At 68.8% G+C, this 25,638-nt stretch carries 22 protein-coding genes; 8 read left to right on the top strand and 14 right to left on the bottom strand.

All coding sequences use genetic code 11. The features are described 5' to 3' along the window. Positions 1-3: 3 nt before the first annotated feature. Positions 4-1,728, bottom strand: a complete 1,725-nt coding sequence (locus AHIS1636_RS08680; RefSeq protein ID WP_264795434.1) for an alpha-amylase family protein — start codon at positions 1,726-1,728, stop codon at positions 4-6. Positions 1,729-1,946: 218 nt separating this feature from the next. Here AHIS1636_RS08680 and AHIS1636_RS08675 point away from each other — a divergent pair, with 218 nt between their 5' ends. Then, on the top strand, positions 1,947-2,384 hold the full coding sequence (locus tag AHIS1636_RS08675; protein WP_264795433.1) for a hypothetical protein: 438 nt from the start codon (positions 1,947-1,949) through the stop codon (positions 2,382-2,384). A 20-nt stretch (positions 2,385-2,404) separates the two neighbouring features. On the opposite strand, the gene AHIS1636_RS08670 is transcribed toward AHIS1636_RS08675, so the two are convergent. From AHIS1636_RS08670 to AHIS1636_RS08650, 5 genes are all read right to left on the bottom strand, one after another. Further along, positions 2,405-2,803, bottom strand: coding sequence for a hypothetical protein (locus AHIS1636_RS08670; protein ID WP_264795432.1), 399 nt, complete (start codon positions 2,801-2,803; stop codon positions 2,405-2,407). Positions 2,804-2,810: 7 nt separating this feature from the next. Beyond that, positions 2,811-3,020, bottom strand: a complete 210-nt coding sequence (locus tag AHIS1636_RS08665; protein ID WP_264795431.1) for a DUF6480 family protein — start codon at positions 3,018-3,020, stop codon at positions 2,811-2,813. A gap of 20 nt (positions 3,021-3,040) precedes the next feature. After that, positions 3,041-5,080, bottom strand: a complete 2,040-nt coding sequence (locus AHIS1636_RS08660; protein WP_264795430.1) for a CocE/NonD family hydrolase — start codon at positions 5,078-5,080, stop codon at positions 3,041-3,043. Beyond that, entirely contained in the window at positions 5,077-6,384 is a 1,308-nt protein-coding gene (locus AHIS1636_RS08655; protein WP_264795429.1) for an ATP-binding protein, read from the bottom strand. The genes AHIS1636_RS08660 and AHIS1636_RS08655 overlap by 4 nt, the downstream gene beginning before the upstream one ends. Before the next feature lie 110 nt (positions 6,385-6,494). Further along, on the bottom strand, positions 6,495-7,175 hold the full coding sequence (locus AHIS1636_RS08650) for a phosphoribosyltransferase (protein WP_264795428.1): 681 nt from the start codon (positions 7,173-7,175) through the stop codon (positions 6,495-6,497). Between the two features lie 172 nt (positions 7,176-7,347). On the opposite strand from AHIS1636_RS08650, the gene AHIS1636_RS08645 reads away from it, so the two are divergent. From AHIS1636_RS08645 to mshA, 4 genes are all read left to right on the top strand, one after another. Then, entirely contained in the window at positions 7,348-8,532 is a 1,185-nt protein-coding gene (locus tag AHIS1636_RS08645) for a type III polyketide synthase (protein WP_264795427.1), read from the top strand. Between the two features lie 57 nt (positions 8,533-8,589). After that, entirely contained in the window at positions 8,590-9,249 is a 660-nt protein-coding gene (locus AHIS1636_RS08640) for a class I SAM-dependent methyltransferase (protein WP_373875810.1), read from the top strand. Then, positions 9,242-10,408, top strand: a complete 1,167-nt coding sequence (locus AHIS1636_RS08635) for an FAD-dependent oxidoreductase (protein ID WP_264795425.1) — start codon at positions 9,242-9,244, stop codon at positions 10,406-10,408. The genes AHIS1636_RS08640 and AHIS1636_RS08635 overlap by 8 nt, the downstream gene beginning before the upstream one ends. Before the next feature lie 169 nt (positions 10,409-10,577). Continuing rightward, positions 10,578-11,816 (top strand): D-inositol-3-phosphate glycosyltransferase, encoded by a 1,239-nt coding sequence (gene mshA / locus AHIS1636_RS08630; protein ID WP_264795424.1) that lies wholly within the window; start codon positions 10,578-10,580, stop codon positions 11,814-11,816. Positions 11,817-11,867: 51 nt separating this feature from the next. Here the strand turns inward: mshA and AHIS1636_RS08625 are convergent, their stop codons facing one another. From AHIS1636_RS08625 to AHIS1636_RS08610, 4 genes are read right to left on the bottom strand one after another with little or no spacing between them, the layout of a single operon-like run. Continuing rightward, positions 11,868-13,097 carry a kynureninase gene (locus AHIS1636_RS08625; RefSeq protein ID WP_264795423.1) on the bottom strand — a complete coding sequence of 410 codons (1,230 nt, stop codon included), beginning with the start codon at positions 13,095-13,097 and terminating at the stop codon, positions 11,868-11,870. 29 nt (positions 13,098-13,126) lie between these two features. After that, positions 13,127-14,023 (bottom strand): MaoC family dehydratase, encoded by an 897-nt coding sequence (locus AHIS1636_RS08620; protein WP_264795422.1) that lies wholly within the window; start codon positions 14,021-14,023, stop codon positions 13,127-13,129. Next, complete coding sequence (locus AHIS1636_RS08615) at positions 14,020-15,357, bottom strand: 3-oxoacyl-ACP reductase (protein WP_264795421.1); 1,338 nt, start codon at positions 15,355-15,357, stop codon at positions 14,020-14,022. Before AHIS1636_RS08615 ends, AHIS1636_RS08620 begins: the two co-directional genes overlap by 4 nt. Positions 15,358-15,359: 2 nt before the next feature. After that, positions 15,360-16,688, bottom strand: a complete 1,329-nt coding sequence (locus AHIS1636_RS08610; protein WP_264795420.1) for an acetyl-CoA C-acetyltransferase — start codon at positions 16,686-16,688, stop codon at positions 15,360-15,362. Positions 16,689-16,766: 78 nt separating this feature from the next. Here AHIS1636_RS08610 and AHIS1636_RS08605 point away from each other — a divergent pair, with 78 nt between their 5' ends. Both AHIS1636_RS08605 and AHIS1636_RS08600 read left to right on the top strand, forming a co-directional pair. Beyond that, entirely contained in the window at positions 16,767-17,465 is a 699-nt protein-coding gene (locus tag AHIS1636_RS08605; RefSeq protein ID WP_264795419.1) for a TetR/AcrR family transcriptional regulator, read from the top strand. 22 nt (positions 17,466-17,487) lie between these two features. Then, complete coding sequence (locus AHIS1636_RS08600) at positions 17,488-19,566, top strand: acyl-CoA dehydrogenase family protein (RefSeq protein WP_264795418.1); 2,079 nt, start codon at positions 17,488-17,490, stop codon at positions 19,564-19,566. A 57-nt stretch (positions 19,567-19,623) separates the two neighbouring features. Here the strand turns inward: AHIS1636_RS08600 and glgA are convergent, their stop codons facing one another. Continuing rightward, positions 19,624-20,826: a glycogen synthase gene (gene glgA, locus AHIS1636_RS08595; RefSeq protein ID WP_264795416.1), complete on the bottom strand. Its 1,203-nt coding sequence runs from the start codon at positions 20,824-20,826 to the stop codon at positions 19,624-19,626. Between the two features lie 101 nt (positions 20,827-20,927). On the opposite strand from glgA, the gene glgC reads away from it, so the two are divergent. Then, complete coding sequence (glgC, locus tag AHIS1636_RS08590) at positions 20,928-22,172, top strand: glucose-1-phosphate adenylyltransferase (RefSeq protein ID WP_309298597.1); 1,245 nt, start codon at positions 20,928-20,930, stop codon at positions 22,170-22,172. Positions 22,173-22,245: 73 nt separating this feature from the next. Here glgC and AHIS1636_RS08585 read toward each other — a convergent pair whose 3' ends face one another. The 3 genes from AHIS1636_RS08585 to AHIS1636_RS08575 are packed head-to-tail and all read right to left on the bottom strand — an operon-like array spanning position 22,246 to position 25,608. Beyond that, positions 22,246-23,097, bottom strand: a complete 852-nt coding sequence (locus AHIS1636_RS08585; protein WP_264795415.1) for a transglutaminase family protein — start codon at positions 23,095-23,097, stop codon at positions 22,246-22,248. After that, positions 23,094-24,020, bottom strand: coding sequence for an alpha-E domain-containing protein (locus AHIS1636_RS08580; protein WP_264795414.1), 927 nt, complete (start codon positions 24,018-24,020; stop codon positions 23,094-23,096). Before AHIS1636_RS08580 ends, AHIS1636_RS08585 begins: the two co-directional genes overlap by 4 nt. A gap of 37 nt (positions 24,021-24,057) precedes the next feature. After that, positions 24,058-25,608, bottom strand: coding sequence for a circularly permuted type 2 ATP-grasp protein (locus AHIS1636_RS08575; RefSeq protein ID WP_264795413.1), 1,551 nt, complete (start codon positions 25,606-25,608; stop codon positions 24,058-24,060). Between the last annotated feature and the right edge of the window lie 30 nt (positions 25,609-25,638).

Genomic DNA, 25,638 nt, shown 5'->3' with positions numbered 1-25,638 from the left:
TGGTTAGTCCTTTCCTGCCGAAGCCACGGTGGTCATGACTTGCGGAAGCTTATGGGTTTCCTCGCCCCGGGACAGTAGCCGCAGCCAGCGGAAACCGTAGCCCGGCAGCTCAAGCTGCGCCCCGCCGTCGTCGTTAAGTTCCATATGGTCCTGGCCCAGAAGGTCCACGAGGCGGGCGTCCGGTCCCGCGTCCTTGAGCAGTAGCGGAACCTTGGTCTTGGCGGCGCCGAAGTTGTGCACGGCGATCACGCTGGAGCCATCCCAGGTGCAGCGATGGGCGAGGACCTCCCTGCGGGGCTGGTCCAGGACTGAGAAGCTGCCCCAGGCCAGTTCGGGGCACTCGCGGTAGCGGCGTGCGAGCTTCGTCATGAAGTTCAGCAGCGAACCCGGGTCCTGCTTGGCGTCAGCGACGTTGACATGGCGGGGACCGAAATCACCTCGGACGACGGCGCTGGCCAGGTCTTCCTCATGGCCGGAGGAGAATCCGCCGTTCGGGCCGGAGGTCCACTGCATGGGGGTCCGCACCGACATCCTGCCATCGGCCGACAGGTCCTCCCCCATGCCGACCTCCTCGCCGTAGTAGAGCGCCGGGGTTCCGGGAAGCGAGAACAGCAGGGAGTACACCATCCGGATCCGGTCCGGGTCGCCCTGCAGCATCGGAGGCAGGCGGCGCTTGAGGCCGCGGCCGTAGACCTGCATGCTCTTCTCCGGCCCGAAGGCGGCGAAGACCTCTTCGCGCTCGGACTCCGAAAGCTGGTCCAGCGTCAGTTCGTCATGGTTGCGGACGAAGGTAGCCCACTGCGCCTCCGGCGGGATCGCCGGCCGGTTCTTCAAGGCGGTCGCCAGCGGCCCGGCGTCCGCGCGGGCCAGCGAGAGGTACATCTGCTGCATCGCCACGAAGTCGAAGATCAGTGTCAGTTCGGCGCTGTCCCCGTCGCCGAAGAGGCTGACCTGGTCCTTGTAGGGCAGGTTCACCTCCCCGAGCAGTACGGACTGGCCGTTCCGACGGTTCATGAAGCGGCGCAGCGAACGCAGGAAACCGTGGGGATCGGTGAAGGCCGTGGAGCTCTCGAGTTCGTCCTTCATCCCGACGGTGACCAGTTGCGGCACGGCGTCCACCCGGAACCCGTCGAGGCCGAGCTGGAGCCAGAATCCGATAATCTTGGCGATCTCGTCGCGGACCTTCGGGTTCGCGATATTCAGGTCCGGCTGGTGCTTGTAGAAGCGGTGCAGGTACCAGTGCCCGGTCGGCTCGTCCTTGGTCCATACACCCTTCTCCTCCTGGGTGAAGACGACCAGGTCCGAGGTGTCCGGCGGTTCGTCCTCGCGCCAGACGTAGTAGTCGCGGAACTCATTGTCGGTGCTGGCGCGGGAAGCCTGGAACCACGGGTGCTGGTCCGAGGTGTGGTTCACGACCAGGTCGGCGATGACGCGAAGCCCGCGGCTCTTGGCGGTGCGGATCAGCTCCACCAGGTCGCCGGCACTGCCCAGCCGGTGGTCGACGCCGTAGAAATCCATGATGTCGTAGCCATCGTCCCGGTCAGGCGTCGGGTAGAAGGGCATAAGCCACAGGCACGTCACGCCCAGTTCGACCAGGTAGTCAACGCGTTCGGCGAGGCCCGCGATGTCACCGGTGCCGTCGCCGTCGGAGTCGAAGAACGTCTCGATGTCCACGCAGTAGATCAGCGCGTTCTTCCACCACAGATCGGAGGTGTCGGCAATACGCATGGACCGTTGCTCCTTGCACTCCGGCTGCCGCGCAACCGGTTGGGGGATGTCGGACTCGTGCTCGCGCCGGGCGGCCCTGCAGGTCGAAGGCGCCCGTGCCCTCTGTCTAGCATCGCGGCTCGACCACTGTCGAGGGAGGTTGAAGAATCAGTGCGGAAATCAGTGCACAGTGAACGCCGGCTTACTAAAATGGGTATCTTCACCTCAGGAGGTGCCTCATGAAAGACCCACTGCCCACGGGCGAACTCCGGCACGTACTGCTGCCTCAGACGCTGGGCCGCCACCATACGCCGCACACCGAGTTCATTGTGCTCTCGGTCGAGGTCTGGAGCAGCGGGCTCGTGGTCAACCTCCAGTTGACGTCGCCCGGTGATGGCCCGGTAGCCGACCCGGAGATCTTCGTCGAAGACCATTTGGGCACCGACTACGCGCACGGGGGAACAGTGACGATGGGATCGAGGCAGCTGCATGTCTTCACGCCCGCCGTTCCGGTGGGAGCGCGCAGCCTGACGATCAAGTCCAAAGAAGCCGACGGCGCCCGCCAGGTGGTGGTGTTCGCCGTCCCGGCCCGAGGCGTGCGCGGCCGGAGGCTCAACGCCGCCCCGCACCGGGTCGCCGTACCTTCATCGATGCCGTTCCATCGGGAGGCCGGCTGACCCGGTGCCGCAGGGCTCTCCTAGGAATGGCCCAGTTCCTCCTCCGGGTCGCCCACCGTCTCGACGCTCCCGGCGCGGGTGCCGCTCCATTCGGAGCCGGGGCGGTCGTCCGTGGACGGGTCCGGGCCCACCCGCCGACCGGCCGCTGCCTGCCCGTTCCTGGCGGCTGCGTCCACGCCGGACTGGTCCCGCGCCGCGCCTGATGGCGCCGGTGTCGCACGCACGGCGTCCGCGGGGGCGGCGCTGTCCGCGGAGCGGCGGCCGCTCGGGCCGGAGGTTGCGCCCGAGGTTGGGCCGGTCTTGGCGCGCCAGATCCTCCCGGCCGCGCCTGCCAGTTGGTCATACGTACCGCGGCCGGCCTTGGACCCGAGAATGAAGCCGGTGGCGAGTCCGGCGCCGAACAACAGTTTCTTCATCATGGCGCCGCTACTCCTCGTGGCCCTGGTCCGCGCTCATCTGGTCTTCTGCCGGCGGCGTCTCCCCCGGAGGAACGCCGCCGCCCGGTTCCAGGCCCGTCACGTTGCCTTCGGCCGGGTCGGGATTGGCCGACGCCGCCCCTCCCTGCGCGGCCCGGTCCGCCTCCTGCGGAGGCTGGGCATTGGGCACCGTACCGCGTTCGTCGTCCTTGCTGTCCATGGTGTTCCTTCCTTGTTCGGTTAGACCAGGTCCCGGGGCACCGCGCGCTGCCAGTTCTGCGAGTAGACCCGCGGATCGCCGCGGCCGGCGTCGAGCTCGTATGCGTCCAGCTGGGCGCTGATGTGGAAGTCCGACGGCGTGGAAGTCAGGACCGTGCGGGTGACGACTTCGATCTTCCAATCGTCGCGCTCGAACCTGCGCACCGTCCGCGTCTCGCCACGGACAGAGTTGACCTCGTTCCAGCGAAAGCTGTACCACTCGCTGGTCGCGCGCCGGATCACCGTGTCCGTTTCGTCGATGCGGAAGGCGCCCTGGTCGTTGACTACTTCCAGGGTCGAGACGTTGGTCGCCAGGTCCCGGGACACCCGCCAATGGTGTTCCCCCGGTTCCAGCACCGTGGTCTGGAGTTCCGGGGCCGCGGCGGGCTCGTCGAACTCCCTGAGCCGTGCGTCCGATTCGCGGGGCTCGCGCACGGGCAGGGTCAGCGAGCCGGACCCGGCGCTGAACGTGACCATGGCAGCATCAGGCGCCGGCCAGGCGAGCGGCCAGTACGAGGTCGATACCGAGAGCCGAAGCCGGTGCCCCGCCGGGATGCTCTGTGCAATGCCGTTCAGCGGGACCGTGACCCGGTACCGCTCCCCCGGCACGAGCGGCTGCGGGTCCTCGCTGCCGTCCCGATGGGTGAGGTTCAGCAATCCGTAGGTGAAGCGGGTTGCCTCGCCGTTAGGGGCGACGTCGGACAGACGCACCGCGAGCTGGGCGACCGGTTTATCCGCGGAAACCTCGAACGAGGCCGACGGCAGCCCGAAAATCTCCATCGGCCGGGTCAGCGGCTCCGTCTCGTAGACCAATGCACCGCCGTCTTCCTCGCGCTGGTCGAAGGGCAGGTCCGGCGTGGCCGCATACGAGGCCCACTTGCCGGCGAACATGCCGACGCTGAGCGGCGACTGCAGGGTGACGTCGCTGCCGTCTCGGTCCGGCGCGCCCCCCTCCTCGATGCCGTGGCGGCTCAAGGCGAAGCGCCGCGGCTCGACATTGGCCGACGGCCAGAAGTCCTCGGCAACCCACCGCCCCGGGCGATCATCATAGGACGGCTCGGGCGAAACGCTGTCCTGCATCCAGGCGCGCAGCATCGGCTCGTCCATCAGGCCGGTGTCCTTGCCCTTGAGCCAGTGGTCCCACCAGCGCACGACCTCCTGGAGGAAGCCGATCGCCGGGCCAGGGACCCCGAGGTGCGGGTACTTGTGTCCCCACGGGCCGATGAGCCCCTTCCTTGGCACCTCGAGATGTTCGAGGAGGCGGAAGATGGCGTTGGTGTAACCGTCGGCCCAGCCGCCCACAGCCATGACGGGGCATTGGATCGAACTGTAGTCCTCGCACACGGATGCGGGCTTCCAGTAATCGTCCCGGCGCTGGTGCTCCAGCCAGGTTTCCAGCCACAGCCCGCTGCCTTCCAAACGCTCGTGCCACAGCTCGCGCCAGCGCTCGCCGACAATGGCCGGATCCGGCGGCAGGCTGTTGAACGCGAACATGACGGTGGCCTCGGAGAGGTTGTCCGCGAGCAGGCAGCCGCCCATGTAGTGCATGTTGTCGACGTAGAGATCCTCGGTGGCGGAGGCACTGATGATGGCCTTGAGCGCCGGAGGCCGGCGCGCCGCGACCTGGAGGCTGTTGAATCCGCCCCAGGAGATGCCCATCATGCCGACATTGCCGTCGCACCAGGGCTGTTCTGCGAGCCAGGCGATGACGTCTTCGGCGTCCTCGTGCTCCTGGGGGCGGTACTCGTCCACGATCACCCCGTCCGAGTCGCCGCTGCCGCGCATGTCGACGCGGATGCAGGCGTAGCCGTGTCCCGCCAGGTACGGATGGTTGAGGGCATCCCGCCCGCGGGTGCTGTCGCGCTTGCGGTACGGCAGGTACTCCAGGACCGCCGGTACCGGCAGCTGCTCCGCGTCGACCGGAAGCCATAGCCTGGCGGCGAGGCGGGCGCCGTCGCGCATGGGGATGTACAGGTTCTCGATCGTGCGGACTTCGTGGGGAAGCTCGGTTATCGTCTTCACGCGGCTCCTTTCTGCCCTTCCACCGGCGCGAACTCGAAGCGAAGTTCTTCGAGGATGCTGTTGTAGCGCTCCACGAGCTGGCGCCGGTCCTCGGCTCCGATGTACAGCTTGCCCAGGATGTAGCGGTAACTGTCCTGGTTCGGTAGCTCGGAGAGGCGCTCGCCGCCCTTGACCTGGAGGGTCACTGTAGTCTCCGGGTACTTCTGCCGGATGGCGTCGCGTTCGGCGTCGCTGGGGACCCGAGTGACGATCGCGTCTTCGTCATGGAAGATCATGCACTGGGAAGCGACGTCGAAATTCCCCTCGCGGTGCGGCATGCGCGGTTCCTGGCCGAGTGCGATCCGGATGGCGACTTCGTGGTTGGACACGCCGTCGACCTTGGCAAAGAGGTCGCTGTGCGACTGCGAGATGCGGGTGTTGACCTCGATCAGCCAGAGCTTGTCCTCCGCCTCGTCCCACATGAACTCTGCGTTGAAGCAGCCGTTGTCGAAGCCGACGTGGCGGATGTACCGCTCGGTGATGTCGATCATCCGCTGCTGCACGCCCTCCGGCACGCTGTTGGCCGGGTAGTCCAGGCGCTCGAAGCTGGTGCCGGCGTCATCCTTATGCATGTCGAAAACGCCGTGGGCGTTGAATGTGCCGCGGAACATGGTGCCTTCGGGAGCGGCCTGGGTCCCGGAGACGAACTGCTCGGCGAGGCAGGTATTGCCGTCGGCGTCGCCGATTTTGGCGGGAAGGTCAACGAGCGAGAGGACCTCGTTGAAGGCGTCCCCGACCTGGCCGATACCGGCCCTGATCTTCGTGATCGCCTCGCGGAATCCGGCCTCGTCCTCGACGGCGAAGCCAAGATTGGAGGAATGCGCCTTCACGGGCTTCACCCAGAAGGGGTACGGGATGTCGATTTTATCCAGGGCCTCGTCGTCGAACGGATCGAAGGCCGCGAACTGCGGGACGCACTCCGGAACCGAAGCCTGCTGTTCCAGCCGGCTCCAGTACTTGTGTTCGCACTTGAGCAGGCTTTCCAGCGTAGGGGCGGGCAGTCCGAACTCGGCCGACAGTATGGGGCCGATGATGCTCGCCGGGAAATCCCAGTGCGTGATGATGGCGTCCACGGAACCGTCGAACCCGCGCAGTTCCCTGCGTGCCTGTTCCAGCAGCCCGCGGAAGTCGATCTCGGCCGTGTTGACCAGGATCGAATAGTCCAGCAGGTTGTGGAATGCGTAGTGATCGGCACCGCGGACAGTCTCCAATTCACCTCGCTGGACCTCGGTCAGACCCAGGACAAATACGTTCTTGGCTGTCATAGTGCCGTCCTCCCTCCGGCAGCAGCCGAGCTGCCGGCGATTCATAGTTTTCCCCCAACGTGCGTGCCGCCCGATGCCGCGGGGTTCTCCGGGCACCGGATGGTCCGGGCTCAATGGCGATGCCCGGCCAGCAGCCCTATCACCTCCTCGTCGCTTGTCTGGTCGAAAATCTCGTAGGCCTGCCCCACGGCCACGAAGTCCTTCGGCACCCACGGGCAGACGACCTCGTCGGCCTGCCGCCGCAGCAGCTCGCAGGTGTGGCCGAGCCCCACGGGGACGGCGACGACGACGCGCGCCGGATCCAGTTCCCGCAGGACGGCAACGGCGGCCCGCATGGTAGCCCCGGTCGCGAGGCCGTCGTCGACCACGATGACCGTGCGTCCGGCGACGGCGGGCGGCTCCCGCCCGGAGCGGTACAGCTGCTCCCGGCGCTCCAGTTCCGCGCGCTCCCGCGCGGCGACGTCGTCGAACGCAGCCCTGCGGCCGAAGTCCGCGAGATAGCGGGACAACACGTCCTCGTTCCGGACGGTCACCTGGTGGCCGGCCACCGACGCCATGGCGCCCATGGCCACTTCCGCATGCCCGGGAACGCCGATCTTGCGCACCAGGACCACGTCCATCGGCAGGTCCAGGCCGTCGGCTACGGCCGCGGCCACCGGAACGCCGCCGCGCGGCAACCCGAGGACCAGCGTGTCGTCCCTGCCGGCATAGGCCTGCAGGTGGGATACAAGGGTCCTGCCGGCCTCGCGCCGGTCCGGATATCTCTTGGCCCGTTCGGCTCTGATCCGCATTGTGCCTCCCGTCTGGATCCGGTTCGGCTGCACGGCTGCCGTGAGCATTGTTCAGTTGGCTTACTTTTCTCCACCGTATGACTCATTCCGGCAGCACACAAGGCGACCGGCGAGGCCGGCGGATCCGGAGGCGGCCATTGTCTTCGGGGGGCGGCTCAACTAAGAATGGACCATGCCGGTCACCCTCAGAGCCCTCGAAACCGCCGTCCCCGAGACCGTCCTGGTCCAGTCTGCGGTCCGCGACGTGTTCGCCGCGCAGCCGGGACTGACCCGCCTCGGCCAGCGCCTTGTGGCCACCTCGTTCGACCACTCCGGCATCGAAACCCGGTACACCGCAGTGGAGGAACTGACCCTCACCCGGCGCAGCGAGGAACCGGTCTTCTTCGATGCCGGCAGCCGCTGCATCCTGAGCCCGAGCACGAAGGTCCGCAACGACATCTTCGCAGCCAAGGCCACGCCCCTCTTCATCGAGGCGGCGGAAAAGGCCCTCGCCGCGTGCCCCGATCTGGGTCCGGGCGACATCACGCACGTGGTCACCGTCTCCTGCACGGGCTTCTTCAATCCCGGACCGGACTACAAGATCGTCAGGGCGCTCGGACTCGAGCCCTCGGTCCAGCGCTACCACCTCGGCTTCATGGGCTGTTACGCCGCCTTTCCCGCCCTGCGCGCCGCGAAGTCCTTCTGCGAGGCGGACCCGCATGCCGTTGTCCTGGTCGTGACCGCCGAACTCTGCACGCTGCACGTTCGCTCTTCGAATGACCCGGACACGATCATGGGTTCCTCGCTGTTCGCGGACGGTGCCGCGGCCGCCGTCGTCACTGCCCGCGACCTGCCGGCAACCTCGACCGCCCTCGTGCTGGACCACTTCGAAACCGTGCTGACTCCGGTCGGCGAGGAATCGATGGCCTGGAACATCGGCGACGAGGGCTTCGAGATGGTGCTCGGCACCTACGTCCCGCACATCATCGATGACCACATCGTCGGTGCCCTCGATCCGCTGCTGGCACGCGATGCGTCGCTCTACGGGCAGCCCTACCGGGACATCACGCACTGGGCGATCCATCCCGGCGGCCGCAGCATCCTGGACAAGGTAGAGGCCAAGCTCGAGCTGACGCAGGAGCAGCTGGTTCCGGCGCGCAGTGTGCTCCGTGACTATGGCAACATGTCCAGCGCCACGGTCATGTTCGTCCTGAAGCACATCCTGGAATCCCCCTTCGGCGGCGTGGACGAGCGGATCTGCTCCATGGCCTTCGGGCCGGGACTGACGGTTGAGACGGGGCTGTTCACGAAGACGGGTGCGGCCACCGCAGGCACCGTTGCCGCCCCGGCCGATGCTGCGGCCGCTGCGGCACTCTGAAGCGTGCCACGCCAGATTGGCTTCCTCGCGGAGCGGGCCGCCGGCGCCGTGGAGGAAATGGACCGCCCGGACTGCGATCCGACGCTGCTGCGGCGCACCTACCAGCAGTTCCCGGTGGTCAACCGGGCGATCGCCGGCTGGCGCTGGCTGTACCGGCACCGGCTGCGGCCGCTGCTCATTGCCGGGGAGGACAATACCCTGCTGGACATCGGGTCCGGCGGCGGCGACATCGTCCGCTTCCTGGCAAGATGGGCGGCCGCGGACGGGATCAGCCTCAAGATTACCGGGATCGATCCTGACGAGCGTGCCCATGCCTTCGCAGTGTCCGCTCCGCCGCCGCCCGGAGTACGGTTCCGGCGCGCGTTCAGCTCTGACCTGGTCGCCGAGGGCCGGCGCTTCGACCTCGTTACATCCAACCACCTGCTGCACCACCTCACGCCGGACGCCTTCGCGGCCCTGCTGGCGGACTCCGAGCGGCTCAGCCGCCGCGCGGCGATCCACAGCGACATCCGGCGCAGCCCGGCCGCCTACTGGCTCTTCGCCGCGGGGACGCTGCCCTTCTTCCACGGCTCCTACATCCGGCGCGACGGGCTGATGTCGATCCGCCGCAGCTACACGGCCGAAGAGCTGAGGCGGGCGGCGCCGTCCGGCTGGAGCGTGGAGAACCGGCCGCCGTTCCGGAACCTGCTGACCTACCGGGTGCCGGCGGATGCCTGACGTGGCCATCGTCGGGGCCGGCCCGGTGGGGCTGCTGCTGGGGCTGCTGCTGCGCCGCCGCGGTATCGAGGTCCTGATCATCGAGCAGCGGACGCGGCGCAGCGGCCACACCCGCGCCATCGGAATCCATCCCCCGGCGCTGGCCGCCCTCGAGGACGCCGGGGTTGCCCAGGAACTGATCGCGGCCGGAACGAGGATCACGGCCGGCAGGGCGCTGAGCGGCGGCCGGGAGGTTGCGCGGCTGGCCTTCTCCGCGGTGCCGGGGCGGCATCCGTTCGTCCTGGCGGTGCCCCAGCCGGTCACGGAACGCATCCTCCGTGAGCATTACCTTGCCGCCGGCGGGCAGATTATCGAGGGGGTGCGGATCGTTTCCGCGTACGACGCCGGTACGCGCGTGTCGCTGTGCGGCCGGCATGCGGACGGGACGGCGGCGCAGCCGGGCCCGGTAGGGAATTCCGGCGGCCCGGTGAGGATCGACGCCGCCCTCGCCATCGGCGCGGATGGCGCGCGGTCCACGGTGGCCGCCGCGGTCGGGGCTATTCCCAGGTCCCGTTCGTATCCGGACACCTACCTGATGGGCGACTTCGCGGACACGACGGGCGAGCCCGGGACCGCGCTGCTCTTCCTTGAACGTGACGGCATCGTCGAGTCCTTCCCGCTGCCGGCCGGAATCCGCCGCTGGGTGGTTCGGACCCGGCAGCTGCAACCTCCCGGCGCGGTGGAACTGGCCGAGCTGGTCCGCCGCCGGACGGGGATCCGGATCGAGGCGGACTCCAACTCCATGCTCAGCGCCTTCGCCGTACAGTCCCGGCTGGTGCGCCGCATGGTCACCGGCAGGATCACACTGATCGGCGACGCCGCGCATGAGATCAGTCCGATCGGCGGCCAAGGCATGAACCTGGGCTGGCTGGATGCGGCGGCCCTGGCGCCGATCATCGCCGGCGCCCTGGCCGGCGAGCCTGCGGCCGGGGCCCTCCGCCGCTTCGAACAGACCCGCCGCAGGGCCGCCGCCGTCGCCGCCGCGCAAGCCCACCTGAACATGGCGCTGGGCCGGCCGCTGCCGCCGCCGCTGCTGGCCGCCCGCAACCGGGCGCTGTCGGCTGCGCTGGGCCACCCGCGCGCAGGGCAGCTGGTGGCCCGCCGCTTCACCATGCACTGACGCTTCAGGCCCAGGGCTCCTCCTGGAAGGACCCTTCCCAGACCGCGCGGCTGCCGGACTCCTTACCCGGAACAGGCGGCACCTGCAGGTACAGACGCCGTTCGGGCCGGAAAGGTTCAGCGGCGGTAGAGTATTTCCCTGAGTCCTCGCTTCCATGGGAAAGGAAACCATGCGTGTGCTGCGCCGTATCGCGGTCCTGTCCCTGCATACCTCGCCGCTGGCGGTTCCGGGTGGCGGCGACGCGGGCGGCATGAATGTCTACGTCCGGGCGGTATCGCGCGAGCTGGTGGCGATGGGCACCGAGGTGGACGTCTTTACGCGCTCGACCTTCGAGGGGCAGGAGCCGGTCGAGCATCCGCGCCCCGGCGTGCGCGTCGTGCACCTGCCCGGCGCATCGGCCGACACCGTGCCGAAGGAACAGCTGCCGCTGCACCTGGACCGGCTGTCTGCCGGGCTGCGGCGGTTCGCGGACGCGGACGGCGGGGACAGATACGACGTCATCCACTCGCACTACTGGCTCTCCGGAAAAGTCGGGCTGGAACTGCAGGCAGACTGGGGGGTTCCGCTGGTCCACTCCATGCACACGATGGCTAAGGTCAAGAACCTCCATCTGCTGCCGGGGGAACCGCCGGAACCGGACGTCCGCATCTTCGGCGAACAGGACATCGCGGAGGGCGCTGCGAGGCTCGTGGCCAATACCCTGACGGAGGCCACTGAACTCAGGGATCTCTACGGCACCCCGTCCGAGCGGATCGACGTGGTCCCGCCCGGGGTGGACCTTGGCGTTTTCCATCCCGCCGGCCGGGCCCCGGACCGCCGTGCGCTGGGGATCGAAGACGGCACTTTCCATATCTGCTTCGCCGGCCGGATCCAGGCGCTGAAGGGCCCCCAGGTCCTGCTCGCCGCTGCGGCCCGCCTGGTGGACCGGTACCCGGACATGCGGCTGCAGGTCACCGTCATCGGCGAAGCGAGCGGCGCCAGCCCGCTGGACCTGGAGGCCCTCGTGGCCGAGCTTGGCCTGGCCGGGCGGGTGCGGCTGCTGCCGCCGGTCTCCGCCAAGGAGCTGGCGCGGCATTTCCGCAGCGCCGACGTGGTGGCCGTGCCCTCCTACAGCGAGTCCTTCGGGCTGGTCGCGCTGGAGGCCCAGGCCTGCGGCACGCCCGTGGTGGCGACCAACGTCGGCGGCCTGCCCTCCGCCGTCAGCCACGGGGTGACCGGGCTGCTGGTGGACGGACACTCCCCGGATGACTGGGCCTCTGCCCTCGGCGAGCTGTTCGAGTACCCGGCCTTCCGGGCCCGGCTGGGCAGCAGCGCCGCCATCCATGCGGCGGCCTTCGGCTGGGAGCAGACGGCTGCCCTCACCGCCCACAGCTACCAGCACGCCCTGGACCATTTCAGCCCCGTCTGAGCGGTGCACCCCGGCGCTCTCGAGGGCGCCCAGCTGCACCGGACCGCGGATTCAGTCCCCGGCCAGCTCTTCGGCAATCGCGGACACGCCGCGGTAGACCTCCTCGAAACCGGTCGACAGCGGCGAAAGCCCCAGCCTCAGGCCGTTCGGGTTCCGGTAGTCCGGGATGATGCCGCGCTCCCACAGCCGCGCCGTGATCTTGCGGAAGGCGGGATGGTCGATCGTCAGGTGGCTGCCGCGTTGCTCCGGGTTCCGCGGCGAGGCAAGAACGACGCCGTGCGGTGCCAGCAGCGCATCCGTCGCCTCCAGCGCAAATTGCGTCAGGGCCGTGGACTTCTCGCGGATGGCGCCGATGCCGGCTTCGCCAATGAGCGCAACCATGTCCGCGATGGCCGTCATCCCGATGATCGGCGGCGTGCCGCTGGCGAAGCGCCGGATCCCGGCGGCGGGCGAGTAGCCCTGGCCCATCCCGAAGGGGTCCTCGCTGCCCAGCCACCCCTGGATCGGCTGGGTCAGCTGCTGGTGTCCGCGGCGCACGTAAAGCCAGGCCGGTGCCCCGGGCCCGCCGTTGAGGTACTTGTAGCTGCAGCCCACGGCCAGGTCCACCTCCCAGGCGTCCAGCTCCACCGGGACCACCCCGACCGAATGGCACAGGTCCCAAAGCACCAGGGCGCCGGTATCATGCACGGCCTCGGTGATGGCGCGCATGTCGGCCAAGTGGCCGGAACGGTAGGCCACGTGGCTGAGCACCACGAGCGCCGTCTGGTCCCCCGTCACGGAACGGACCAACTCTACGTCCGCACCGCCGTCGTACGGGACCTCGAGCCAGTCGAGCTCCAGGCCCCGCTCCGCCGCGATGCCCTCCAGCACGTAGCGGTCCGTGGGGAAGTTGTCCCGGTCGATGACCACTCGGTGCCGGCCCGGGCGTGCCGACAGCGCCGCGTGGATGAGCTTGTAGAGCAGGACGGTCGTGGAGTCGGCGATGAGGCACTGGCCCGGTGCCGCGCCGAGGGCGGTCCGGCCCAGCTCGTCGCCCAGCTGCGCGGGCAGCTCCAGCCAGCCTTCGTCCCAGCCGCGGATGAGCCGCCCGCCCCACTGCTCCACCATCAGCTCCTGCACCCGCTGGACGGAGGCGGCAAGCGGCCGGCCGAGCGAGTTCCCGTCCAGGTAGGCCGGGACGGCGGGATCATCGTGGCCGATGAAGCGGGCACGGTACCGAGCGAGCGGGTCCTCGGCATCAAGCCGGCGGGCGCGGCTGGGCAGGGTGGCGGCGTCGGTCATGGCCCCAGCATACGCACCCCCGCCGGCGCCTACAGGGCGCGGGCGGTGCCCTGGAAGTGCTTGCGGTGGCTGCGTTCGCCCCAGCCGACGAAGCAGGATGCACCCCACCGGCCGCCGGCTTCCTCGTCCTCGATCCTGACGGCGACGGTCGCCGGCAGGAAGACCGGTGCCGCGAAGCGGATGTCCCATTCGAACTTCTCCGCGGCCACCGACTCGATGCTGGTCAGCACCCGGGAGGCCAGGTACATGCCGTGCGCGATCGAGCGCTTGAGGCCGAGGACACGCGCGGAGAGCGAACTGAGGTGGATAGGGTTGAAGTCCCCCGAGACCCCGGCGTACTCCCGGCCAGCCTCGGGACCGAGCCGCCAGGTGGCCGTGGGCCGCGGCGGAACGAAATCCTCGCGCGGCGGACGGGTCTGCTTATCGAGGCCGGGCAGGAAAACGCCCTTGGCCAGGTAGGTCGAGACGCCTTCCCAGACCGGCTTCCCCGCCGAGCTTACGGTCACGTGCAGGTCGACCTGGGTGCCGGCATAATGTCCCGCCAGATTGTCCGCCCAGGCCGTGATCGCGAGGGGCTCGCTGAAATGGATGCTGCGCAGGTGCCTGACCCTGTTGCCCAAGTGGACCATGCCCAGCAGCGGCAGCGGGAAGTCGGTGCGGGCCAGGATGCTCATGCCCACCGGAAAGGCTGCCGAATGCACGAAGACCGACGGAAGGCTGTCGCGGACCGTGCCGTGCAGCAGGTGCTGGAAGCGCGTGACGTGTTCCAGACTGACCCTTACGTCCTCTACCGTGTGCCGTGCCGGCGGCAGCACCAGGGGCCGTTCAAGGGCGCCGAGCTTGGTGCGCGCCGCAGTCGACGCGGCGCTGACGTAGAGCCTCGAGAGGGACGGGAGCTCCTCGAGCAGGACATCGTCGGTGCTCATGCGCCCACCAGGCTCTGGCCGCAGACGCGCAGGGTCCGGCCATTCACCCCGCCCGCTGCGTCCCCGGCCAGGAATGCCACGGCTTCAGCGACATCCACCGGCAGCCCGCCCTGCTGCAGCGACGGCAGCAGGCGCCGTGCCACCTCACGGGTGCCCCACGGGATCCGGGCCGTCATCTCTGTTTCAATGAAACCGGGTGCGACGGCATTGATCGCCCCGCCCCGTTCGGCAAAGGCCGCCGCGGAGGCCCCGACCATGCCGATCACGCCGGCCTTGGACGCGGCGTAATTGGTCTGCCCCCGGTTGCCCGCGATGCCACTGGTCGAGGCCAGGCACACCACGCGCGGTGCCTGGCCCGCGCCGGAGGCAAGCAGGGCCTCATTGATCCGCAGCTGCGCGGCCAGATTGACGTTGATGACGGAGTCCCACCGCGCCTGGTCCATGTTGGCCAGCAGCTTGTCCCGGGTAATGCCCGCGTTGTGGACCATGATGTCCAGGCCGCCGTAGCGGCTGCGGGCATGCTCGAGGATGCGGGCGCCGGCGTCGTCACTGGTGATGTCGAGCTGGAGCGCGGTACCGCCGGCGGCGTTTGAAACCTTGGCCAGTTCCTCCCCGGCCGCGGGCAGGTCGACGCAGACGACGCGCGCTCCGTCCCGATGCAGGACCTTCGCAATGGCGGCGCCGATCCCCCGCGCGGCCCCCGTGACGACGGCGGTACGTCCCGCCAGCGGGCGGTCCGCATCCTCCGGCAGCTGGTCCGCCCCGGGACCGACCAGCAGGAACTGGCCGTCCACGTAGGCACTGCGCCCCGAGAGCAGGAACTGCAGGGCACCCAGCGCGCCCGGATCGGCGAGGTCCATCCCATCGGCCAGCAGAAGTCCATTGGCGGTGGCTCCGGCCCGCAGCTCGCGGGCCAGCGAGCGGACCGCCCCCTGGACGCCCTGCCGGGCCGCGGCCGCAGCGGGTTCCGAAGCCGAGTCGGCCGGCCGGGAAATGCTGACGACCCGGGCGCCCGGGGCAAGGTCCCGGAGGGAGGCTCCGACGGCGAGCATGGGCTCCGATAGCTCCCGCGGGTCGGACACCGTGGTCAGGTCCAGGACGATCGCGCCGAGTTTTTCCCCGGGCGCGGTGCGGCGGCGGACCTCCAGGCCCCATCCCGACAGCTGCCCGGAGAGGCCTTCCGCCGCGCCGGACGCGACCACCAGCACCGGTCCCGGCACCATGGGCTGGCCGCGGCGGTAGCGGCGCAGTTCGGTGGGGCGCGGCAGCCCGAGTTTCTTCGCGATGACGCTGGCCGGCGGGCTGTTGACGAGCTTCAGGTAAGCATCCGCCATGTTCAGCAGGCCTCCAGGATGGCGACAACGCCCATGCCGCCGGCGGCACAGACCGAGATCAGTCCCCGGCCGCGCCGTCCCTCGGAGACGGCCTGCTCATGCAGCAGCTTGGCGAGCGTCGCGACGATGCGGCCCCCGGTCGCGGCGAAGGGGTGGCCGGCGGCGAGGGACGATCCGGCGACGTTGATCTTGCTGGGGTCGATCTTGCCCAGGGCTGCGTCGAGGCCGAGCTTGTTGCGGCAGAACTCCTCGCTTTCCCACGCGGACAGATGGCAAAGCACCGTGCCGGCGAACGCTTCATGGATCTCGATGAAGTCGAAATCCTCGAACGTCAGCTGGTGCCGGGCCAGGAGGCGCGGGACGGCGTAGGCCGGGGCCATCAGCAGGCCCTCCTTGCCGTGGACGAAGTCGACGGCGGCGGCCTCCGCGTCCACGATGCTGGCCAGCATCGGCAGGTCCCGGCTGCGGGCAAAGTCCTCGGAACCGATCAGCACGGCGGAGGCGCCGTCAGTCAGCGGTGTCGAGTTGCCCGCGGTCATCGTTGCTTTGTCGCCCAGGCTTCTGCCGAAGACCGGCTGCAAAGCGCCCAGCTTCTCAAGCGAGGTGTCCGCACGGAGGTTGCCGTCCCTGGTCAGTCCCCGGTACGGGGTGACGAGGTCGTCGAAGAAGCCGCGTTCGTAGGCAGCGGCCAGGTTCCGGTGGCTGGCCAGCGCCAGCTCGTCCTGTGCGGCCCGGCTGATCTCCCAGGCGGCCGTGGTGAGGGCCTGGTGCTCCCCCATCGAGAGGCCGGTGCGCGGTTCGGCGGTCCCCGGGGCAACCGGAGCCAGATCCTTCGGGCGCAGCTTGGCCACTGCCGCCGCCTTCTGCTTGAGCGTCTTGGCCCGGTTGAGTTCCAGGAGCACCGCGCGCAGTCCCTCGCTGACGGCGATCGGGGCGTCCGACGCCGAATCGACGCCGCCGGCGATGGCGGATTCGATCTGCCCCAGCTTGATCTTGTTGGCCAGTCCCATCACGGTCTCCAGCCCGGTGGCGCAGGCCTGCTGGAGGTCGTAGGCGGGAGTCGTCGGGGCCAGCGCGGAACCTAGGACGGCTTCGCGCGTCAGGTTGAAGTCGCGCGAGTGCTTGAGCACCGCGCCCGCTGCCACCTCCCCGATCCGTTCGTCGGCGAGGCCGAACCGCGCGACGAGCCCGTCGAGTGCGGCGGTCAGCATGTCCTGGTTGCTGGCCTGCGCATATGCGCCGTTGGCGCGCGCGAACGGTGTCCGGTTTCCTCCGACCACTACCGCTTTGCGGATGCCCTCGGCGGCGGGCGAGGCGGGTGTTGAAGCCATCAGGATGTCTCCTTACTCGGTGCAGGATTATGCGCAGGCCGGTTACTAATACCCAGCGTACCTGATACTCTGAGTAACGTGAATACGGCAGCCACTGTACCGCCCCAGGCCTCCGGCGACGGCCGCGCCGAGCGCTGGAGCGCCCACCGCACCAGCCGGCGCAAGGAGCTGGTTCGCGCCGCGCGGCATGCCGTCCATCGGCTGGGCCCGGATGCATCGATGGAGGAGATCGCCGCCGCCGCGGGTACCTCAAAGCCTGTCTTCTACCGCTACTTCGGGGATAAGTCGGGCCTGCAGCGTGCCGTAGGCGAAGCAGTGGCCGAGCGCATGCAGGCAAAGCTCCAGCAGGCGGCCGAAATTGCCACCACGAAACACGACGGATTGCGGGCGATGGTCGATGTCTATCTGCAGATGGCCGAGTCCTCGCCCAATGTGTACGCCTTCGTGACCCGCAGCGCGGGTCCGGACACCGCCGGCCAGGACGCCATGCCGGTCCATTTCTTTGCTGCCGTGACCGCGATGATCGAAGCTCCGCTCCGCCACCATCTGGAATCGCGCGGCGGGGCCGGCGTCGATCTGGCGGCCGCCTCATTCTGGCCCCCGGCGGCGATCGGCATGGTGCGCGCGGCCGGGGAGCGCTGGCTGCGCACTCCGCCCGGCACCGGCAGGCCGGCGAGGGAAGCCATGACGGACCAGATCACCGGATGGCTCTGGACCGGCATTGCCGGACCGGCCGTACAAAGGGGTCCGGGCCCCGAGACACGAAGTAATCGCTAACGACCCTTCCGGAGGACCAAAGATGACCCAAGTAACCGGACCCGCCGCCGTCGACGTCGAACGGCCCGAGGACGGCATCACTCCCCCGTCGCGCCTCGATACCGAAGCGCTCGGCGAACGGCTGCTCGGCCGGTGGGCCGACAAGCGGCGGCTCGCCCGCCGGCTCGCGGGCCAGCCGGAACTGGCGCGGATCGACGGCCAGACGATGGCGGAGCACCGCGAACGCGTCTCCGCCCAGCTGAAATACCTGGTGGATACCGGCTCCGTGCACTATGCCTTCCCCGAGCGCCTGGGCGGCGAGGACAACCACGGCGGCAACATTGCCGGCTTCGAGGAGCTGGTCATCGCCGACCCCTCCCTGCAGATCAAGGCCGGCGTCCAGTGGGGCCTCTTCGGCGCGGCCGTCCTGCACCTGGGCACCAAGGAACACCATGACAAATGGCTGCCCGCGATCATGAGCCTCGAGGTGCCCGGGGCCTTCGCCATGACCGAAACGGGCCACGGCTCGGACGTGGCCAGCATCGCCACGACCGCAACGTTTGACCCCGACACCGAAGAATTCGTCATCAGCACGCCGCACCGGGCCGCCTGGAAGGACTATCTGGGCAATGCGGCCAAGGACGGGCTGGCGGCCGTCGTGTTCGCGAAGCTCATCACGCGCGGGGTGGATCACGGGGTCCACGCCTTCTACGTGCCCATCCGCGATGCCGAGCGTAACTTCCTCCCCGGCGTCGGCGGCGAAGATGACGGCCTCAAGGGAGGCCTGAACGGCATCGACAACGGCCGGCTGCACTTCGACGGCGTGCGGATCCCGCGGAGCAACCTCCTCGACCGTTACGGGCAGGTGCATCCGGACGGCCGCTACACCTCCCCCATCGCCAGCCCGGGACGGCGCTTCTTCACCATGCTCGGCACGTTGGTGCAGGGCCGCGTGTCGCTGGACGGCGCCGCCGTGGCGGCCAGCAAGGTCGCCCTGGCCATCTCGGTCAAGTACGCCACCGAACGCCGGCAGTTCCATGCCGGTTCGGCGCTCGAGGAAGAGGTCCTGCTGGACTACCAGCGCCATCAGCGGCGCCTGCTGACCCGGCTGGCGACCACCTACGCGGCCGCCTTCGCGCACGAGGAACTGCTGGAGAAATTCGACGGCGTATTCTCCGGCGCCCACGATACCGACGGCGACCGGCAGGACCTGGAAACCCTGGCCGCGGCTTTGAAACCGCTGAGCACCTGGCACGCACTCGACACGCTGCAGGAGTGCCGCGAGGCGTGCGGCGGTGCCGGGTTCCTGGCCGAAAACCGGTTCACCTCGCTGCGTGCGGACCTGGATGTCTACGCGACCTTCGAGGGCGACAACAACGTGCTGCTGCAACTGGTGGCCAAGCGCCTGCTGGCTGATTACGCCAAGGAGTTCCGCAATGCCGACTTCGGCGCCCTGGCCCGCTGGGTCGCGTCCCAGGCCGCAGATGCCACCCTGCACCGTACCGGGCTGCGCCAGGTGGCCCAGACCTTCGCGGACACCGGTTCCGTGCGGAAGTCCGCGACATACCTGAAGGACGAGGACACGCAGCGCCAACTGCTGACCGACCGGGTTTCCTCGATGGTCCGGGACATCGCCGCGGACCTCAAGCGCGCGAGCAGGCTGCCGCAGTCCGAGGCCGCCGCGCTGTTCAACTCGCGCCAGCACGACCTGATCGAGGCGGCCAAGGCCCATGCCGAGCTGCTGCAGTGGGAGGCGTTCACCCGCGCCCTGCCGTCAATCGACGACGGCGACACGCGCCAGATCATGACGTGGGTCCGGGATCTCTTCGGGCTGGGGCTGGTGGAGAAAAACCTGGCCTGGTACCTGATGCACGGGCGGCTGTCCGCACAGCGCGCCAAGACACTAGGCGACTACATCCACCGCCTGCTGCTGCGGCTGCGCCCCTTCGCCCAAGACCTGGTGGACGCCTTTGGCTACGGACCGGAGCACCTGCGTGCACCGATCGCCAGCGGGGCGGAACGCAGGCGGCAGGAGGAAGCGGCCGCCTATGCCGCCGCCCTGCGCGCCGAAGGAACGGCCCCCGTGCCGGAAAAGCAGGCGCGTGCCGGCGCCGGCGGCTAGCAGAACGGAAGCAGCGGCTGGCGGCCCGGGTCGGCCCGCCAGCCGCTGCTGCGGCAGCTAGGCCTGCTTCAGCACTCCGCGGTAGACCTCGAGCGTGCTCTCGGCAATGGAGGTCCAGGAGAAGTGCTCTTCGGCCCGCCGCCGGCCCGCCTCACCCTGGCGCTTCGCCAAGGCCGGGTCCGTAACGGTGGCCGTCAAAGCGGCAGCGAAGTCGTTCACGAACTTCTCCGGATCCAGCGGCGTACCGGTGCCGTCCTGGACCTGTTCGAGCGGAACCAGCGTTCCGGTTACCCCGTCCTCCACGACCTCCGGGATGCCGCCGGTGGCGCTGGCGACGACGGCGGCACCGCAGGCCATGGCCTCGAGGTTGACGATGCCCAGCGGTTCATACACAGAGGGGCAGGCGAACGCGGTGGCGTGGCTGAGCACCTGGATCAGCTCGTTGCGCGGGAGCATCCGCTCGATCAGCACCACGCCGTCGCGCCGGGACTTCAGCCCGTCGATCAGCCGGCTGGTTTCGGCCGCCAGCTCCGGAGTGTCGGCGGCCCCCAGGCAGAGCACGAGCTGGACTTCCGGGGGCAACTGGTCGGCGGCCCGGAGCAGGTACGGCACACCCTTCTGGCGGGTATTGCGTCCCACGAACACCACGGACGGGCGTTCCGGGTCGATGCCCAGGGCGCGGACCGCGTCGTCGTTGTCATCGCGCTGCCACAAGGCGACGTCGATTCCGTTGTGGACGACCTTCACCTTGTCCGGATCCACCTGCGGGTAGCAGCGGAGGATGTCGGCGCGCATGCCGTGGGACACGGCGATAATCGCAGCCGCGGCTTCGTAAGCTGTCCGCTCGACCCAGGACGACAGGGCGTACCCGCCGCCAAGCTGCTCGGCCTTCCACGGCCGTAGCGGTTCCAGGGAGTGAGCGCTCAGGACGTGGGGAATGCCGTGCAGCAGGCCCGCCAGGTGGCCGGCCATGTTCGCATACCAGGTGTGGGAATGCACCAGATCGGCGCCTTCGATCCCGGACAGGATTTCCAGGTCCACGCCGAGGGTCTGCACTGCGGGATTCGCATCGTCCAGGCCGGCCGGTACGGCGTAGCTGCGTACCGACGCGCCGTGGAAGTCCGCGGGCCTTTCCTTTCCGAAGGCATGGATGTTCAGGTCCACCTTGCCGGCCAGGACGCGGCTGAGTTCAGCTACGTGCACCCCAGCCCCGCCGTAGATCTCCGGGGGAAATTCCTTCGTCACAATGTCAATCCGCACGCAACCAAACGTAGTCCACGCCGCCCATCTCCTCTAGTCTGATCAGCGGGGGGACTTCATAGTTCGTTCACAGACGGGTACCACCGGATGGGGGAAAGAGAATGCCACAGAAGAAAGTTCTTGCCGTAGTCTTGGCCGGCGGCGAGGGCAAGCGGCTGATGCCGCTGACGGCGGACCGGGCGAAACCGGCGGTTCCTTTCGCCGGCAGCTACCGGCTGATCGACTTCGCACTCTCGAACCTGGTCAATTCGCACTACCTGAAGATCGTCGTGCTGACGCAGTACAAGTCGCACAGCCTGGACCGGCATATCTCCGAGACCTGGCGCCTCTCCGCGGCGCTGGGCAACTACGTGGCCTCGGTGCCTGCCCAGCAGCGCCGCGGCAAGAGCTGGTTCCTGGGCAGTGCCAATGCCATCTACCAGTCGCTGAACCTGATCCACGACGAAGAGCCGGACATCGTCGTCGTTATCGGCGCGGACCACGTGTACCGCATGGACTTCTCGCAGATGGTCGCGGACCATGTCGCCTCCGGAGCGGCCGCCTCCGTGGCCGCCGTCCGCCAGCCGCTGAAGCTGGCGGACCAGTTCGGCGTGATCGAGACGGATCCCGAGAGCCCCACCCGGATCCGGGCCTTCGTCGAGAAGCCCGAGACCACGGCAGGGCTGCCGGACGACCCGGAGAGCTTCCTGGCATCGATGGGGAACTACGTCTTCACGACCGACGCCCTGCTCGAGGCACTGGAAGCCGACGCCGAACGCCTGGACACGCACCACGACATGGGGGGCGACATCATCCCCTATTTCGTCAACCGCGGTGAGGCCGCCGTCTACGACTTCACCTCCAACGATGTCCCGGGCTCAACCGGGGCCGACAAGCAGTACTGGCGCGACGTCGGCACGCTGGACTCCTACTACGACGCGCACATGGACCTTATCCGGCCAATGCCTGCCTTCAACCTCTACAACCTGGAATGGCCGATCTACACGCGCCAGTCGGTCTCCCCGCCCGCCAAGCTGGTCCGCGGCATCAGCGGCCGCGACGGGACCGCCCTCGACTCCATCCTCTCTCCGGGAGTGGTGGTGTCCGGCGGCAGCGTCAGCGGCTCGGTCCTGGCGACGAACGTCTTCGTCTCCGAAGGAGCGGACGTGGCGGACAGCGTCCTGATGGACAAGGTGTCCATCGGCGAGGGCGCCAAGGTCCGCCGGGCCATCCTGGACAAGAACGTGCGTGTTCCCGCGGGCGCCACCATCGGCCTGGACCCGGAACTGGACCGTGCCCGGGGCTTCACCGTCACGGACTCCGGGCTCACCGTGCTCAGCAAGGGCCAGGAAGTCCTGCTGCCTTAGCGGGCATTGTCCTAGACAAATTCAGGGCCTTGTAGCTTGAGCTACAAGGCCCTGAATTTGTTCGAACGCCCGGTCAGGCGAGGCGGGTGACCTCGACCCGGACCTTCAGCTTCGATTTGCCTCCGCCGGACAGCACGCCCCGCAGCGGCGAGACGTCGCGGTAGTCCCGGCCCTTGGCCACGGAGACGTGGAAATCGGTGACCGGGCCGGTATTCGTCGGGTCCCAGCCCCGCCACTCGCCGTCCCACCATTGCAGCCAGGCATGCGATTCGCCGGCGACTTTCTCGCCGATGGCAGCCTGCGGCTTGGGATGCAGGTAGCCGGAGACGTAGCGGGCGGGGATCCCGATGCTCCGCAGGGCGCCGATGCCCAGATGGGCCAGGTCCTGGCAGACCCCCTTGCGGTGCGACCAGACCTCCTCCGCGTTCGACTGCACGCCGGTCACGCCGGGGACGTACTGGACCTCGGCCTTGAGCCAGCCCATGATGGCGTGCGCGGCCTCATGCGGGGCCAGCCCCTCCGTCATCGACTTCACCAGCTGGCGCACGTCGGGGCCCGGATCGCTGAGCCGGGTCTGCGGCAGCCAGTCCGAGAAGTCATTGACGACGGCGGCGGAACGCAGCACCTCCCAGCCGGCGAGCTCCTCGGCGGACGGAACCTTCTCCGCACGGTGGACCTCGACGGTGCTCTCGGAGACGACTTCGAGGTAGTCGTGCGGGACCTGCATGTCGAACGCCGTCACGCGGGTGCCCCAGTAGTCCCGGTAGTGCATGATGAACGCCTGCGCGGGACTGACCGTCAGGGCGGACTCGAGCACGACTTGGTGCGGGTCGGTCAGCGGCGTCATGCGCGCCTCGTTGTAGGACAGCATGACGTTGCTGTCGTAGCTATAGCCGGTTCGGTGCTCAATGCGCAGCCGGGTCATGAAACCTCTCCTACCCAGGACAAGTCGATCGGTTGGGCAAAGTACGTCCGGGTCACCGCGTCCGAGGCCTGGGCGCACGATCTCTGCACCCGGTCCATGTGCGCCGGCAGTTCCGCGAGCAGATCGGCGGGCTGGTGGAACTCGAGGAAGCTGCGGGCCTGCCCGACAATCCGCCGTGCGTCGGTGATGAAGCCGATGCGGCGGTAGGACGGATCCAGCCGTTCCAGGGCGCGCTCGGCGTCGCTCAGCGCATAGACGATGGACCTCGGGAACAGCCGGTCCAGCAGCAGGAACTCCGCCGCCTGCTCTTCGCCGGCGGCCCCCCGGCGGGTGCGCAGGAAGGCCTCGTAGGCACCGGCACAGCGCAGCATGTTGACCCAGGAAAGCCCGGCGGACAAAACGCCTTGGGTGGACAGCATCCGGGCCGTCATGTCCGCCCGCTCCAGGCTGCGGCCGAGCGCCAGGAACTGCCAGCTCTCATCGTGGCTCATGGTGGTGTCCGACAAGCCCTTGATCATGGCCGTGCGCTCAAGCACCCAGTGGCAGAACCGGTAGGTCCCGACCACGTCTTTCCGGTGCTGGTTCAGGCCGTACCAGGTGGTGTTCAGGCCCTCCCAGAGGCTGGAGGAGACGGTCTCGCGGGCCCGGCGGGCGTTCTCGCGGGCCGCGCCCAGGGCGCCGGCAATCGAGGTGGTCGTGCCGCGGTCGAAGGCGAGCCTGTTCAGCAGGTCCCCCATCCCGAAGTCCGGCCCGTCCGGCACCGCTCCCATCACTCCCAGCAACTGCCGGGAGACGAGCGCCTGCTCGGCGGTGGGCAGCTGGTTCAGCCGCTCCAGGTTGACGTCCAGGATACGGGCGGTGCCGTCGGCCCGCTCAACGTAGCGGCCGATCCAGAACAGGGATTCGGCGATGCGGCTCAGCATCGGTTCGGACCTCCTTCAAAGGGCATGGAGCATTCTCTCACTGTTCCGGCTCGTGCCGCGGTTCGGGGTCCACCGGCCAGGCGGTGGACTGGACGGGGGCAACGGCGACGTCTGCCTCGGCGGTCTGCCGGGCCAGCTGCGCGGAGTCGTCCGCCAGCACCCAGGTGTCCTTGGACCCGCCGCCCTGGCTGGAGTTGACGATCAACGAGCCTTCTTTCAGCGCCACGCGGGTCAGGCCGCCGGGCAGCACCCAGACGTCGTCGCCGTCGTTGATGGCGAACGGACGCAGGTCCACGTGCCGCGGGCTGAACTGGCCGCCGGACATGGTGGGGACCGTGGAGAGCTGCAGCACCGGCTGCGCGATCCAGCCGCGCGGGTCCTGGAGGACCTTGGCGCGCAGTTCCTCCAGCTCCGCCTTCGAGGCCGCCGGACCGATGACCAGGCCCTTGCCCCCGGAGCCGGCCACGGGCTTGACCACCAGTTCCTCCAGGCGGTCCATCACCTCCTCGCGCGCCTGCGGATCCTCCAACCGGAAGGTGTCCACGTTGGGCACGACGGGTTCCTCGCCGAGGTAGTACCGGATGAGGTCCGGAACGTAGCTGTAGACCAGTTTGTCGTCCGCCACGCCGTTGCCGATCGCGTTGGCGATCGTGACGTTGCCGGCGCGGGCGGCGTTGACGATGCCCGGGCACCCGAGCACCGAGTCCGAGCGGAACTGCTGCGGGTCCAGGAACTCGTCGTCGATCCGCTTGTAGATCACGTCCACGCGCTGCTCCCCCGCCGTCGTCCGCATATAGACGCGGTTCGCGCGGCAGATGAGGTCGCGTCCCTCCACCAGCTCCACGCCCATCAGGCCCGCCAGCAGGGTGTGTTCGAAGTACGCGCTGTTGTAGACGCCGGGGGTGAGTACGACGACGGTCGGGTCCTCCGCGCCGGAGGGTGCGGTCTTGCGCAGGGCCGTCAGCAGGCGACGGGGGTAGTCGTCCACCGGACGCACCGGCTGCTGGCCGAAGGCCTCGGGCAGGCCCTTGGCCATGGCCCGCCGGTTCTCGATCACGTAGCTGACGCCGCTCGGCACGCGGACATTGTCCTCGAGCACCCGGAACGTGCCGGCTTCGTCCCGGACCAGGTCGATGCCGGAGACATGGATCCGGACTCCGCCGGCGGGATCGAAGCCGGACACCTGCCGGTGGAAATGGTCGCTGGAGGTGATCAGGCTGCGCGGCACCACGCCGTCGGACACCGCGGACATCCGGTCGTAGACGTCGTCCAGGAAGGCTTCCAGGGCACGCACGCGCTGCGATACGCCATGTTCGAGCACCTGCCAGGTGTCGGCGGAGATGATCCGCGGCACCAGGTCGATGGGAAACGGCCGCTCCTCGCCGGCAAAGTCGAACGTCACGCCGCGGTCGAGGAAGGTGCGCGCCATGGAGTCGGCCCGGGCCGTGACGTCCGCCAGGGTCAACTCGCCCAGCGTGGAGGCCACCTGTGCATACTCCGCACGCGGCACTTGGCCGGCGCCGAACATTTCGTCGTAGGCAGTGCTGCGTGTGGCGGCATGGGCGTAGTCCGCAAACAGATCCGACATAGCCCAAAGCGTTTCACGTCCGGGCTTTCC

Origin of the sequence: Arthrobacter mangrovi (genome assembly GCF_026011795.1) — a bacterium.
In the GTDB taxonomy this organism is placed as follows: Bacteria; Actinomycetota; Actinomycetes; order Actinomycetales; family Micrococcaceae; genus Crystallibacter; species Crystallibacter mangrovi.
The sequence above is the reverse complement of the archived record's forward strand: the minus strand, read 5'-3'. Positions and strand labels throughout refer to the sequence as shown.

What these genes read in the sequence shown, in the direction of transcription:
- AHIS1636_RS08620 (WP_264795422.1), bottom strand. Translation starts at nt 14,023, where the DNA reads ATGAGCACCGACGATGTCCTGCTCGAGGAGCTCCCGTCCCTCTCGAGG.
- AHIS1636_RS08635 (WP_264795425.1), top strand. Translation starts at nt 9,242, where the DNA reads ATGCCTGACGTGGCCATCGTCGGGGCCGGCCCGGTGGGGCTGCTGCTG.
- AHIS1636_RS08625 (WP_264795423.1), bottom strand. Translation starts at nt 13,097, where the DNA reads ATGACCGACGCCGCCACCCTGCCCAGCCGCGCCCGCCGGCTTGATGCC.
- AHIS1636_RS08585 (WP_264795415.1), bottom strand. Translation starts at nt 23,097, where the DNA reads ATGACCCGGCTGCGCATTGAGCACCGAACCGGCTATAGCTACGACAGC.
- AHIS1636_RS08640 (WP_373875810.1), top strand. Translation starts at nt 8,590, where the DNA reads ATGGACCGCCCGGACTGCGATCCGACGCTGCTGCGGCGCACCTACCAG.
- AHIS1636_RS08665 (WP_264795431.1), bottom strand. Translation starts at nt 3,020, where the DNA reads ATGGACAGCAAGGACGACGAACGCGGTACGGTGCCCAATGCCCAGCCT.
- mshA (WP_264795424.1), top strand. Translation starts at nt 10,578, where the DNA reads ATGCGTGTGCTGCGCCGTATCGCGGTCCTGTCCCTGCATACCTCGCCG.
- AHIS1636_RS08680 (WP_264795434.1), bottom strand. Translation starts at nt 1,728, where the DNA reads ATGCGTATTGCCGACACCTCCGATCTGTGGTGGAAGAACGCGCTGATC.
- AHIS1636_RS08655 (WP_264795429.1), bottom strand. Translation starts at nt 6,384, where the DNA reads ATGACAGCCAAGAACGTATTTGTCCTGGGTCTGACCGAGGTCCAGCGA.
- AHIS1636_RS08670 (WP_264795432.1), bottom strand. Translation starts at nt 2,803, where the DNA reads ATGATGAAGAAACTGTTGTTCGGCGCCGGACTCGCCACCGGCTTCATT.
- AHIS1636_RS08600 (WP_264795418.1), top strand. Translation starts at nt 17,488, where the DNA reads ATGACCCAAGTAACCGGACCCGCCGCCGTCGACGTCGAACGGCCCGAG.
- AHIS1636_RS08645 (WP_264795427.1), top strand. Translation starts at nt 7,348, where the DNA reads ATGCCGGTCACCCTCAGAGCCCTCGAAACCGCCGTCCCCGAGACCGTC.
- AHIS1636_RS08575 (WP_264795413.1), bottom strand. Translation starts at nt 25,608, where the DNA reads ATGTCGGATCTGTTTGCGGACTACGCCCATGCCGCCACACGCAGCACT.
- AHIS1636_RS08650 (WP_264795428.1), bottom strand. Translation starts at nt 7,175, where the DNA reads ATGCGGATCAGAGCCGAACGGGCCAAGAGATATCCGGACCGGCGCGAG.
- AHIS1636_RS08615 (WP_264795421.1), bottom strand. Translation starts at nt 15,357, where the DNA reads ATGGCGGATGCTTACCTGAAGCTCGTCAACAGCCCGCCGGCCAGCGTC.
- AHIS1636_RS08610 (WP_264795420.1), bottom strand. Translation starts at nt 16,688, where the DNA reads ATGGCTTCAACACCCGCCTCGCCCGCCGCCGAGGGCATCCGCAAAGCG.
- AHIS1636_RS08580 (WP_264795414.1), bottom strand. Translation starts at nt 24,020, where the DNA reads ATGCTGAGCCGCATCGCCGAATCCCTGTTCTGGATCGGCCGCTACGTT.
- glgC (WP_309298597.1), top strand. Translation starts at nt 20,928, where the DNA reads ATGCCACAGAAGAAAGTTCTTGCCGTAGTCTTGGCCGGCGGCGAGGGC.
- AHIS1636_RS08675 (WP_264795433.1), top strand. Translation starts at nt 1,947, where the DNA reads ATGAAAGACCCACTGCCCACGGGCGAACTCCGGCACGTACTGCTGCCT.